This is a genomic window from Bacteroides sp. OF03-11BH, assembly GCF_003604005.1.
Classification (GTDB): domain Bacteria; phylum Bacteroidota; class Bacteroidia; order Bacteroidales; family Bacteroidaceae; genus Bacteroides; species Bacteroides ovatus.
In genome coordinates this window covers 1-13341 of the sequence record NZ_QTMW01000081.1, presented here as the reverse complement: position 1 = coordinate 13341, position 13341 = coordinate 1, and the positions used below count along the sequence as shown (strand labels likewise).

The window sequence follows — 13341 nt, the reverse complement described above, 5'->3', positions numbered from 1 at the left end:
TTATAACAACCTGTAAAATAGAGAATAGCTGATAGTCCAATTATAATTTTATATTTCATATTGCGAATATTAGGAGTAACAAACACATTTCGATGCGGAAAGCTTTTATTAGAAGAAATATAATTATTATTACATTCTTTGTATCTCAACAGAAACCATAAATACTTTTTTTGCATGATTCCCTGCATGATAGTTCTCAATTCCTATATATACCATTTCCAAAAACAGACAATAACCAAAAAGTTATAAAATATGCAGGCTTGGGAGTTTAGTATTCTTCATCTTATTATCAACTTTAATTATGCGCTGCTTTATACCATAATGTATTTTCTTTCAGCACAATCATAGGATTGTCACTCGGATCGGATGTTGTTATACCGGAAAATGTATTGATAGGAATAATACCTTTGGCCATAGTGTAGAAATTTTTTGTATGGGTTTTATATGGAACAAGATGATTTAGCTGCTCTCTAAATTGGTTTAATAATATAGGATCGTTACAGAGTGAGGTTATATAATCTGCAAAATCATAAAATATTACAGGAGTATAACCATCTAAACGTTGGATTGTTCCCCTCAGGGATTTGTCAAAAGAATATTTACTATTGATACTTTTTATGATGGCTGCCATATTCTCCAGTTCTGAACAGTCCGTTACTGCTAATGTCCCACAAGGCATTATTTCATAGGTTGAATAAAAATTGTAAAATTCTTCACATCCCGATTGATAATCGGGATTCCCCAGTAAATATTCCCCAATAGCGGCATAAGGCATTCCGTATGCCATCATCTCACTGGTAGAACCAATCAAATATTTTGTAACATCCTTTAATTCATAGGCAACCTCTATAGATGACATATAACAGTCATCAAATAGAATATATTCCATTTTCATGCCTGCATTAGCAATACCGGAGGCTAGAGATTTTATATCTGTTTGGTATTCGGCGGTCAGTCCTCCAAAATAACGTGTCAATGGAACACCCTGATATTCCCAATGCATTTTCATGTGAGGTGCGGAACGCACTTTCATCTCATAAACAGGAAGCCATCCCATACCGTGACATCCTATAATCATGGTATAAACAGAAGCCGGAGCAAATGCCTTTACATCATTTAAAATTGCTGTTATCCCATCGATTGTCGTAAAAGGCGGAGACTTATATTTTTTAAGTATTTCACGTTTACATCTCCCGTGAGAAGACACAATTTCAAACATCATGGCCTCCGTACTACCGGTAGAAATAAAAACAATTACTTTCTCATTGTTCAGCCCTATTTTCGTTATACATTTTTCCAGGTCAGATATGTTATTATAAAAATAGTTCGTCAAATTTGAGGACCATGGCAAATACATGAATAATGTTTTCCGGTTGGCTTCTATCTTTTGATTTTCCTCCTTCTCGCATGAAGAAAAAAGTAAAATTCCTCCCAATAAAAAGATAATGCTAACCTTTACGTAGATTTTTTTCGTTGTTTTCATCCTGCAAATTGTCCAATAACTCATTATTACTTTTTTATTATAGCCTTCCATTGTAAAATCTCTATTTTATCTTAAATGTGAATTGTAAATAACCATTTCCTGATATTCATAGAATCAAATCCTCTTATAATCTTACAATATTATGACTCATTATCTCACAATATATTGAATATTCTAATAAACAGCATGAATTTAATCGTTTATAACACGAGATGATTTTCTTTTCAATGCCCTATGGCAGTTCTCATTGGAGACACTGCCGAATGGCACTTGTTTCCGTTTCATTCTTGCAAAAAAAGATGAAACGGTTTAACAGGAACAACTGCCTGTTGAAACAATACCGGCACCAATGTCACAACAGGCAGTTTTATGGTTACTTATGGCAGTCCAAACCGATTTTCAAAGCCAAATCGCTCCGGCTTCCACATCCCCTGACTTATAAGTGTAAATTATAAACTCTTCAAGCGCTTCTTTCCATGTAAGATTGAAGGTTCCCATAATTGAATGTATGGCACGATTACTTTTTTCATCAAGCCCGTCTTCTTCCACCCCTTCGGGGTTCGTGTCTTCGTCTACCCCCACAGTCTCTTCACGGCTCCAGAACACCACTACCGGAATGTTTAGGTTGATATCCCATGTACCACGCTGGATCAATATTCCGGAAGGTTTATAGAACGGATCAAAAGTACCTGTTTCCGGATTGCCCTTGGATTTGTAGCCGTGATAAAGACGAATTTTCAGGTCGAATTCCTTACGGTCTTTCAAAAAACGGATAACTCCTTTCAAACCTATCGGGTTACTGTCTCCTGTTATTTCAGCTTCCTTGCTATGTTTGGTCTTGTCCCAGGGGGTAGTGTCCACATAAAGATAATCCACCAATTTCTGCGGTTCATTGTCATCGGCTTCCGGCTGACCGTCAAATGTGGGTTTTACATTTTCAGGCGTGAAGAAATGTTGATGAATATTATCCTGCCCGTTTTCTATAAACTGGCTGTTCATCAAATCTCCTTTGGCGTTATAGTAATAGATGAACATCAAATAAACGGGAGCCGGGGTGTATTTCCCATAAGTATAGTAGTCTCCATTTTTCTGCACGTAGAACTTGCTTTGACTGCCTTCGGCAAGCCTCCAACCCTTGCCGGCTTTCAGCTCATAAGTTATTTCCTGAATACGTTTCATGTGCTTGGCCGGAGATTCCGGATTCTGGTGAGGTCCACCGACTTTCTGTATTTCATTCCAGTCTGCATGCAGGTGACATTCCACAAGACGGATAGTCATTTTGGAAGGATCTTCATGCAATTTATTATCTGTCTCATTTTCAGGAATTACAGGATCTTTACTGCATGAATTGAACAACAACGAAAGAGCTGTTCCTATCAGGAACATCAATGCGATTTTACATACATTTGTTTTCATTTTTTATTTATTTGGTTAATAATAATTGTTATAAATCAAAAACTCCAGTTCACTACACAACGTACATCAGATCCCATGTCATGTGCATAGTAGCGTGAACGGTTAGTGTATTCTTTATATTCTTTGTTCAAGATATTGTCTGCCGCTATCATGAATTGTAGTTTGTATCCGTATTTTACAGGACACTCAAAGCTAGCAGCGAACCCCAAGAGGTGGTATGCCGGAGGGGTATAGGGAATAAGATCCGTATTCGAGTCAAACCGGGTCTGTTTTGCCACGAATCGATGTCTGATACTCAAACGTAATTTGGAATGCGATTTGGTTTCGTGAAGCCATGAGAGGTCATGGCTGAAACGGGAAGAGGGGATATAAGGAAGGTAATTTCCTGTCGTCTGTTCATTTGCCCGTATAAAAGAAGCAATCAGGTGATAATCCCATGAATTTATGGGCATGAAGTGAAAGTCAAAATCCATTCCGCGAAAGAAAGCCGGGGTCTGTTTGTATTGGAATACAGGGTATACCCCCGAAATAACAGTGATGGTTTCTTTCTTCGGTTCATCATAGATATAGCCGCTTATCCATTGCAGGTAACCGTCCATTCGGGCACTGAATACCTTATTGCTGTAACTGATGGAAGATATCCATTTATAGCTCCTTTCGGAGTGCATGGTAGAATCTCCTTTGACAAACATTCCGGATCCGAGTTCATTTCCGTTGCTATATAATTCATACACGTGAGGAGCTCTCCAGGCCAGCCCGAAATTAGTGGTGAGCTTCCATTGGTCAGAGAAATGATGATGACCTCCCAGACTGTATGATACGTTATTGAACTTTCTTGTTCCTCCATAGAGACTTCCTGTCCAGTCATAACCACTGGCACGGGTTTCCTGTCCGTCAAAACGAATACCTGCTTCAATTCCTCCTTTACTGTAATTATACTTCCCGATACCATATATTCCCATCTGTGTCTCCGTATAGTTGGGAATAACGGGAACAATACCTGTTCCTGCCTGACTGTGATTATCAATGAACATAATTTGTCCCCCAACCTCTGTTTGCCATGAATTATAATTCAATTTCCAGCAGAGAGAGTTTTGTAATGAGTTTAAGTGCAGGGAAACAGCTGGAATGTCGGAACCCAGACGCCGGATGCGGTTTTCCTGTCGGTCGTCCTTCTGCCAGGAACTTTGCCAGTAAAGATTTCCTGCGTTCCGCATACTGAACTTCATTTTACCAATGGCTGTCTGATGGGTAACTTTTTGATATGGGTATGCGATACTTCGCGTGAAAGGATCTGTGTACAGGGGACGTCCCAATCGGATACGTTCTGCCAGCAGATCTTCACTTCCCATCTGGGCACTGAACATTACTCCCGTCCGGTTGTAAAAGTGACTGTAGAATCCTTCTATTCTTAAACGTCCACGGTCATAGCCGAGTAAAGCGGAGGTATGATGTTCTCTGGCTCCAGTGTTATTTAGAAGATAGTTTGCGGTGGAACGGTCTCCGGAATTTGAATATGTCCCCTGTACTCGCCAGGCAAGGTCACGGAGAAAAGGGAAAGTGCCTTCCAACTGTCCGGTCAGCACATAACGGTGACCATTACTTCCATAAAGTATGGAAGTCTTTCCTTTCAAGGCCTTCTCCCGGAAGGGTAAGGGAGCCTGTTCCATGACAATAATTCCTCCCAAAGCTTCTGAACCATATCGTACCGCGTCAGAACCTTTTATCACCCGAATGGAAGCGTTTCCGTTCATATCCACTTCAGGAGCATGATCAACTCCCCATTGTTGGCCTGTCTGGCGGGAACCATTGTTTATGATTAATATCCGGTTGCCATACATTCCTTGGATGACAGGTTTGGCAACTGTCGTCCCCGTACTGATGGAACTTACGCCACTGACCTGTTCAAGCAGAGAGGTGAGAGAAGTTCCCAATGCGCGATTGATTGCGAAGGAAGTAAGGTTGTTGCTTACCGTATTCCGAGTCACTCCGGAGCACTCACCGGTAATAATGACTTCTTCCAGAATTTTTATCTCCGGATAAAGATATACTGTTTGAATATTCACCTTTTTGAATGCCTCACTCAAATATATATATTGAGATTTGTAGCCCAAACTCTGTACAAGAACTGTATCCTTGGAATTTGTCTTCCAAGGGATAATGATTCTTCCTCCGGTTGAACTGGCAAGGGGTTGATTCTCCAATAAGATGTAAGCTCCTTCAATCGGACGTCCGGTTTCCTTATCTACAACCAACAGTGTCCTATGTGTATCTGATTGCTGTCGGTATTTCTGTGCATACATCCTTGTAGGAGATATTGCACACAGCCAGACAATGAATAGACACACATATTGGAAATATGCATGAAATGTCATACTTTACGAAAATTGTAATGAAGTTATAAATTGTTTAAGATAACCAAAGGGCACAGCATCCCTCTTTCACATGTCATCTTATAATGCATGCAACCCATGAGAGGGATTGTAATAGTTGGACAGGAGGAGCGCGGAGAGACAATAGGGGAAAAGTAACAGTAATGTCCTTCTCCTTTTGGATAAGATATTCAACGGGGTTCTCTGTCTGAACGCAATTGTACTCAAAGCTCTCGGCTTCGGTAAATGAAGATAAAGTGAACAGGCAGATAGCACATTTATCGGCAGAATCATGATGGGAAGATTGTTGCTCATCATGAGATATACATAAATCTTCTTTGTGAACATGAAAGGCTTTCACAAAGAAGAAAGGCATCATAGTCAGCAACAATAAGCATGCCACTATGGCTCTGTATTTCCGCTTTTTTCTTGCATTATCCATTAGGTTGTAAAGATAGCAGATTGCATAATTGTACGCAATACCTATAAATGATGATTTTACGATCAAGTACGATTAAATATATTGTCCCGATTATTTTGATATGGGAATCAAATAAATCGACACATCGTTACCGGCTGTATGATAACAGGCTATAATAAATCTTCCTATTTTTATTCCTGTTCATATTGGAGGGCCTGTGTAAGATGCCCCCTAAAACCAAAATGATTCTTCTCCCAGAAAATATTCAGTAATGATCTCTTGATAAGTTTTGACCGATGAGCATTATTATTTTAAAATCAAGTACTTCGATTCTCATATAATTGTTTTTAAATTCGTTTAAAATTGAACGGTGTCCAATTGTTACGATAATACTTCAGTTCACGTTGATATTTCGAGGACGCAAAGTACGGCTCATTCCCAAAGCATAAGAGAAAGGATTGATGTCGAAATCGCGTTCAAATGTTCCGGTTACCATATTCTTTCTTTGCGGAAGTGTACCTGGAAAGTTTTGGTTACGCCAATTTCCTTGTACAGATATGCCAGCTTTTATCTTGTCTTCATTCCAATAGAAAGATTTTTTTATATTTATTGGTCGAGAGAGGCTACTACTACCCTCCTGAAGTTAGTAAACGGAATCATTTTTTACTTCCTCTTTTTTTCTTATTGTTGTGCATTAATAAATAAAGCTCTTGCAAGAAAAAAAAGGAATATTTTTGTCTTAGATATCATTGTGAATTTCAATTTAAATATAAACACAATATTGGACCGGATCAATTTGTCACAAATCATTTTATAACGAAGAAGGTATGTGTATGGACATATTAAAAAGAATAGCGTCACTCGTCAATACCAAATCATTAGCACCAATCATTTAAAAAACAATATACAAAAAACGCTTTCCGCCAATCTCCTTTAATTGGGCGGAGTTAAGTTCAAATCTTACATTATCCAAATATATATCCTTTACAGAAGAAAAGAGACCATTCAAGACGTTCTTGCTCCATTTATTCTTTTCCCATTGCAATGAATCATGATCCTTAATTACAAATTCCACATACTGTATCCATCTATCTATAGAATTGGAAAACTTATTTTTCACATCACCATAATTACTATTCTTAAGTTTATTTTTCACAAACTCATGCAAATCCGGTGTTGAGTAGGCTATCAACTCATTCTTCAATTCACTTAAGGGTTTAAAACCGGTGAATATTTTATCAAATTCTGCAAGCAACAAGCCACCATTACCCTTTGCATACATGCTTAAATGTAGTGTAAGCATGTTGCCTGTGTCGCTTTTTTCTTTCAGAGTTGTACTGATTTCCACAGCATACGCACTTTCATCATATGAAAAAATGTGACCATTAAATAGAGATGGATTTTCATATATCCCTCTCATATACTTCTGTTTTATAAAATCTGTATTTACAGTAACCTTTCCTTCATAATATTTATTCTTGTCAAACAGAAGTGATATTCTTTTTTTAGACCTACTATTATTGTACCTAAGATAGAAAGAAAGCTGATTTTGCTCATATTTTATATCTTCAAGAACCGTCTTCTCAAGATCTTCCAGAGTAAAAAGATATTTTTCTCCCCCTACATTTATAGAATAAAAGTCCACTAACCGGCCTAAATTCTCAATTGTAAACATGTTCACTTTATGTAATCTGTAAAAGCTATCAAAATCAAGCTTTGCATAATAATCAGCATTTGCTTTCCACTCAGCTTGTGCACCATTAACCATTTGATAATCGTCAGGTTTGCTCACAAAGCCGGTAAAAGTGAATTCATTCTTAAAAGGTGAACCATTTACCGTGCCTGTAACATATAGCACAAATGAGCCTTTTTGATAATCTTTCCTTTTCACTACAGCCTCAGTTATTTTTATCATTTTCCCGTTTATCTGCAGCGTCTCTTTCTGTGCTTCAACAAGTCCTAACGCAACATTTATATCTCTAGACATATCAAATCTAAAATAAGCTGCAACATCCTCTTTAGCCACAGCGGGAACTGATCCGGATTGTTCACTATGAGATTCTTCCTGTTGCCTGGGATGTCGATTCCGGGATTCAATCGGATCATTCTCACCACAAGCAACTAATAACATTATACAGACAAGAAATAATAGGCACCTTTTTATGTTAAAATTTCCTACCTTAAACAAATCACATGTCCTATCACACATAAACATTACTGTCTTTTCAATATATATTGTGCTGCGAGCCGCCCGCTATTGTTGAAGATTTCCGTACTGTCAGACAAGACCACTGCGTCGTCGAGAACTTTATAATATGTTTTGGCACCCGATGAAGGAGTAACCAGTTCAATGATGTTTTCGCCTATCATATTATATACACCGCTCTCTTCAAAAATACCATTCTCCTCACCCAGATACTCACTCCGCAAATCATAAGTTGCATCACTATTAATTTTCAATGTCGTTTTGATGCCACCACAGTCGGCACAAGGTAATATGCCTTCATAGGTGCCATAACAATCTTTGTTTTTGCTATCCACTACTCCGGCAGCACTATTTTCTTGTTGTTTATATTTCTTCCCAGATCCAACACAGCCTGATGTTACTATTATCATGGCTGCTACCAATAAATGCAATTTAATCAATTTCATAATTTAAAATATTTAACATATAATTTGAGGTTAATTATAACTCGCAAGATCATTATATACAAAGACTTATTGTAAATGCATAGCAGTATATAACGAAATTATCTTCGTCTCACTCGCTATGCATTACAATAAAATTAGAAAAAAAAGAAAACTATTTAACCGTCACATTGATAGTTCCCGTTTTCTTATCCTTATCTGTAACTGTAATAGTAGTTTTTCCTGCCTTAACTCCTCTTATGTTGACTTTATTTTCCTTGACTGATACCGTAGCAATATTGACATCTTTCGCAACGGCAGAATATGGCTGTGCACCACCTTTTACTGTTACTATACCATCTTTTCCAACACTCACAGTAATAGATTGTTTATCAAAATCCAGTCCTTTTGGAGTTTTTGGGGTCTCTTTTACAGTTCTTACAGTTACAGCAACTTTTCCTGTAACTCCCTTCCGGTCCGTAATAGTTATCATTGCTGAACCATCTTTTACACCGGTAATTACAATCGCATTTTTATCTGATTTCGCAACTGCGATTTTTGCATCACTTGATTTCGTCGTATATGGTGCAGTACCATTACTAACAGACACAGTAACCGTTTTACCAACTGCAACTTCTACTTTATTAGGACTGATTTTTAAATTGGGCTTATCATCATCCTTATCACATGATACCAATACAAAAGAAGTTAAGCAACAAATCACTAATGCCATCGATTTTAAAAAAGGTTTAGTTTTCATTTTTGATAAATTTAAATTAATAGATAAAATGCTAATGAGTACTCATAAATAAAAAAGTCAGATTTTTCTTACTTTTTCTTTGCCAGCAAAAATAATAAAGCGAAATTGTATTTGAATTATAAAATGATTTTAAAAATCTAACACCTCAATTCATATACATCTAACAATCAACACCTTATTGTTATGAAACATTATTTTATCTCACATTGAACTAACATCTGTTCGAAAAGCATAAAAAAACAATATTATTCCAATATCAAACTTAAAAAAATATGTTTCACATTGCTAATTCTGATTATATGGTCAATCTTCATAATAGAGTGATACACTATTATAACACCGACTGTTACAGTATCCCTAACAGTGTTTGAAAAAGACCCTTTTTATGATATTTCACAAATACCATATATTCCCTATAATATTATTCTTAATTAGTGAATGAGCCATTCAAAGTAAAAATTGAATGTATTTTTAGCATATTCTATAAAAATCAAGAAAGGATGGCCAATTCAAAAAGTATTTTATCCAACAAACGGAACATTCTTTTTACAAGTTGAAGGTGGTATCACTCAACTATAATTGTGGATGATCAAAAACGTGTGTTCAAACCATACACAATAAATCTTCTATAGCACAAGATTTCTTGAACAGCAAGAGATAGGTACTCGCAAGTCCACGACAAAACGTTTTCCGAGGGGATACTGACGAACTTAAGGATATTGAAATGAGGTACCATACAAAAGTCGGTTGTTGTCACCAATATTATCTTAAAATAACTCATCTACAAAAGCTATGTGTTGTGACATCGTATTGTTAAAAAAACATTGTCATAAACGTCTGACGTCTCTTGATAGATTTACTTTTAGAGGGTATCATATAGCTATCTTCCATATCGTTTCGAGTCGCTTTCTGTACTCATTTGATATCATTCAGGCCATACTCTTGAACATTCACTCATGCAATAGGGGCACTTAAGTTCTAATAAATAGATTATCTCGCTAGCAGTCTCATCTCTCACCACACAGCTAGATTTATTATAAAGTTAAATTCAATGCTCGTGCAAACGGCTGTTTGTTCTGATTTAATGTACTCTTTGTTTGAAGGCACAAAGATATAATGAGTATCTAATATTCAAATAAACTTTGTTTTAAGACTTTTTATGACACAAACAAATACGAATGATTTGAAAAATAAATTGATTCTCTTTCATAAGATGTTCTTTCCTATAAGTTAATAAAAAAAACACTTTATATAATTTTTTTTCTCTTCATTTTTTCGAAAAGCCCCAGTCTTCCATTTTTTATAGAATATCATTTACATATTCCTATTTTTTCCATCCATGCATTATATACCTCATTTTTAGGTGAAGTTCACCCACTCTCTCCTCTTATTTTAGTCAGATTATGCTGCCGTTCTTTTTTTTTCTTCGTGACCTTTTCAATCATACATACCGCATTGAACGTATGTACTCCAAAGAAAATCCAAAATATTTCCACTTCCCTGTTTCTGGCTTTTTATTCTGGTCTGTAAATAATATTATTTCTACATTTTAAAACTTCCTTTCAATCTGGTAGCACTTTCATGGCTGAGTTCTGACCATCAAATCTTACGAAATGGAGCAATTTAGATAGCTCAGACCTTGTACTTAAAGAAGTGTTTTGTAAAACTTTTTAAATTGATATTATTAGTGTAGCTTGAATCCGCAGCAAGTACCTTAATCCTAACTTTGATCAGTTGTTGTAAATGAATACAGTCTTTCAAATGTATTACTTCGTTAAAAGCCGTAAAGGAGATATGTTCTATAAAGGAGATTTCATCTATCTGTATACTGTTGACTTTGCCTCCGAATTAAACGGATTTGTTTTTTCTTGCCTTAATAATAGTCTGGAGGGACTAAATATTAAGGAAATTTGCTAATTACTGACGAATCACATTAACGATTTAGGATTGGTTAGTGAATGAAGAGGGGCAATCTGAACACCACTAAATAACTGGTAACGAATATTACTAGTTAAATATTTAATCAGTTATGAATATGAAAAGTTGATATAGGACTTCAAGACTACCAAGGCCATTTTATTTTCAGGAGAAAAAAATAACTTTTACCCCCCCCCAAAAAAAAGGAGAGGATGTCAAGCATCTGTTGGGTTATTCCCAAGAAAGTGAACAGAGTATGGAAGCTGCTGATTTATTCGTTACAACTTTGACGATAATTTTTAAGCATATCGAGCGGTGTAAAATCTACCTAAACAAAACACGATTTCTTTTATATCTTTATCGTGTATTTTTATTTTAGATTTTCATCGGTTGGATTTAACCGATTGAAGAATAAACTTTTAGCAGAGTATTTGAGAAATAGAGGTAACGAATTAGCAACCGTGCAAATTTCAGCGATTTGCGGTGCTATGTTGTCAAATAACTCTTTGTAAATACAAATAAAATATTTAGTACAATTTTGAAGACATCATTAATAACCTTATTTATATCCATACACCTTTGGTTTGTTTCCCTATATTTATTGATAATCTTTTATTCACATATTTGGTAAATATTTCAATCTACGTAGATTTTATAACTAATAGAGTATAAACAATACAAGCTATTCCAACAAATAAAGCTACGGCAGAGCATTTGGTAAATATTGTATCTTTATTTTTAATACCATACATAAGCCCAATAATAGCACATAAAGGAATACCGACAGGAATAATCGTCAGAAACCAAATGAGTATTTTATGATACCCATTGCTGTTAATACTTTGTTTTTCAAATTACTCATAGCTACCATTCTCATTGCTTGTTACTCTTCGCATCTCTTTCTTTATTCATCAACCGCCAAATAGCTTTCTGATATTTCAACTTGGCGAACATCTCGTCATCTTGGTTATCTATCTTTAAGGTCATTACCCGAATACTTGGGGCAGTGGGATATCGGCTTCTCACTATATCATCCACTAGAAACCCGCATAGTCCGGTAGCCGGTTCTGTAAACAAGAAACCTTGAAACATGAGATTAATATAGTCTGCATTTTCGCAAAGATACGCCTTGTACCTCTTATATGTATCCAACTTCATATAATCTTCTGCACGGCTGCTGAAATTTGGCTTGGCAATTTCTTCGCATAAGGCAGATTCTAATTTGCTGTAGGTGGCAGTATCTAAATCTCCCCACCAATAATGATCTTCGGGATTGACCGACATATCCACCCATTCAGAAGCCTCCCAGTAGTCTATCGCAAACACAATTGAATCGGCTTTCTCTTTGGATGAGTAATAGATGGAATCTTTCTCCCAACCTTTGAATATACTTTCAATAGAATCTATTTTCTCTTTCCTAATTTTATTATATATGTTTTTTAAATCGTAGCCATGAGGTAACGATATTTGAAAAACACCGTTTTCAATTCTTGCATTCACCTTTGGATTTGTGATTACCGTATCGTCAAGTACAAAAGCTATATGTTTGCCAATTGCCTTTTCTGTTTCTTTTGCCCATTTTTTTAGTTTATGCTTGCTTATTTGCCCCACAATTACGCATGTCCCATTTTCATCAGAATCCATTCGTAACGAAACAAAATCTTTTACTGTTACAATAGACTCTTTAGCAATACTGTCTTTTTGCTGTGATAGGATGTGATACCATCCATTCTCATAGTGGGTTTTATGTATTTGATTACAGGAAGCGAAATAAGCAATTAAAATAAGTATTCCGAATAAATTCTTTTTTTGCATGTTCTTATATAATAAAAAAATAAACTGTTATCTGTTCCTGAATTGTATCCGTCAGATATATTTAAAGCATTATGTTTCAATTAGCTACTTCTCCAAATATATAAGCAAAAGTAGATTGTTTGCCTTTTTAAGAAGACTGTTCAAATCTGTTTTGATATTGTTTTTCTTGATCACAACTTATAAGATGGATTGTGTATAGTTATTTCATCTCGCCAAGCATATTCCTTGTTTTATCCATATAATTACTGAAATGCGCCTTTACCTGTCAAAAATATATTACCGTAAATAATGTACCGTTTTATCCCAAAAGATTTAAAAACAGTTCTTTATTTACTATTTTTGCAGATTTGATACGTGATTTGAGCCGTGATTTTCGAGCATATACGTTAGCCACCGTATCCTTCATGAATAAGCTAATTACTTGTGGTGAGAATCCTACAAAAATATAGCATAACAGCCTGGTGTCAGAAGTTTTCATGGTCGGAAAATCTTCCTTGAGCTTGTACATGGCATTGTCATGACAAGTGTT

General features: G+C 35.9%; 8 protein-coding genes and 2 pseudogenes. All 10 read right to left on the bottom strand.

Translation table 11 applies throughout. The annotated features are described in order from the left end of the window. Nucleotides 1-295: 295 nt before the first annotated feature. Entirely contained in the window at nucleotides 296-1483 is a 1188-nt protein-coding gene (locus DXA54_RS27010) for a clostripain-related cysteine peptidase (protein WP_243647693.1), read from the bottom strand. 399 nt (nucleotides 1484-1882) lie between these two features. Continuing rightward, the gene (locus DXA54_RS27005; RefSeq protein ID WP_004313753.1) at nucleotides 1883-2899 is read right to left on the bottom strand and encodes a hypothetical protein; all 1017 of its coding nucleotides are present in this window, start codon (nucleotides 2897-2899) and stop codon (nucleotides 1883-1885) included. Between the two features lie 35 nt (nucleotides 2900-2934). Further along, on the bottom strand, nucleotides 2935-5274 hold the full coding sequence (locus DXA54_RS27000) for a TonB-dependent receptor (RefSeq protein WP_120081131.1): 2340 nt from the start codon (nucleotides 5272-5274) through the stop codon (nucleotides 2935-2937). A gap of 73 nt (nucleotides 5275-5347) precedes the next feature. Beyond that, a complete protein-coding gene (locus DXA54_RS28660; protein WP_008017067.1) occupies nucleotides 5348-5713 on the bottom strand; it encodes a hypothetical protein in 366 nt (121 codons plus the stop codon). Nucleotides 5714-5999: 286 nt separating this feature from the next. After that, nucleotides 6000-6299 (bottom strand): annotated as a pseudogene (locus DXA54_RS28330) (hypothetical protein); the annotation flags it as partial. A 285-nt stretch (nucleotides 6300-6584) separates the two neighbouring features. After that, nucleotides 6585-7823: a hypothetical protein gene (locus tag DXA54_RS26985; protein ID WP_243647692.1), complete on the bottom strand. Its 1239-nt coding sequence runs from the start codon at nucleotides 7821-7823 to the stop codon at nucleotides 6585-6587. Nucleotides 7824-7906: 83 nt separating this feature from the next. Beyond that, nucleotides 7907-8344, bottom strand: a complete 438-nt coding sequence (locus tag DXA54_RS26980; RefSeq protein WP_004318689.1) for a copper resistance protein NlpE — start codon at nucleotides 8342-8344, stop codon at nucleotides 7907-7909. A 151-nt stretch (nucleotides 8345-8495) separates the two neighbouring features. Then, on the bottom strand, nucleotides 8496-9080 hold the full coding sequence (locus DXA54_RS26975; protein ID WP_004318691.1) for a pilus assembly protein N-terminal domain-containing protein: 585 nt from the start codon (nucleotides 9078-9080) through the stop codon (nucleotides 8496-8498). Between the two features lie 2790 nt (nucleotides 9081-11870). Next, a complete protein-coding gene (locus DXA54_RS26965; RefSeq protein ID WP_004311519.1) occupies nucleotides 11871-12812 on the bottom strand; it encodes a SecDF P1 head subdomain-containing protein in 942 nt (313 codons plus the stop codon). A gap of 298 nt (nucleotides 12813-13110) precedes the next feature. After that, nucleotides 13111-13341 (bottom strand): annotated as a pseudogene (locus DXA54_RS26960) (hypothetical protein); the annotation flags it as partial.

Bases quoted from the DNA above. Each gene is read 5' to 3' on its own strand.
- DXA54_RS27010 (WP_243647693.1), bottom strand. From the start codon at position 1,483: ATGAAAACAACGAAAAAAATCTACGTAAAGGTTAGCATTATCTTTTTA.
- DXA54_RS27005 (WP_004313753.1), bottom strand. From the start codon at position 2,899: ATGAAAACAAATGTATGTAAAATCGCATTGATGTTCCTGATAGGAACA.
- DXA54_RS27000 (WP_120081131.1), bottom strand. From the start codon at position 5,274: ATGACATTTCATGCATATTTCCAATATGTGTGTCTATTCATTGTCTGG.
- DXA54_RS28660 (WP_008017067.1), bottom strand. From the start codon at position 5,713: ATGGATAATGCAAGAAAAAAGCGGAAATACAGAGCCATAGTGGCATGC.
- DXA54_RS26985 (WP_243647692.1), bottom strand. From the start codon at position 7,823: ATGTTATTAGTTGCTTGTGGTGAGAATGATCCGATTGAATCCCGGAAT.
- DXA54_RS26980 (WP_004318689.1), bottom strand. From the start codon at position 8,344: ATGAAATTGATTAAATTGCATTTATTGGTAGCAGCCATGATAATAGTA.
- DXA54_RS26975 (WP_004318691.1), bottom strand. From the start codon at position 9,080: ATGAAAACTAAACCTTTTTTAAAATCGATGGCATTAGTGATTTGTTGC.
- DXA54_RS26965 (WP_004311519.1), bottom strand. From the start codon at position 12,812: ATGCAAAAAAAGAATTTATTCGGAATACTTATTTTAATTGCTTATTTC.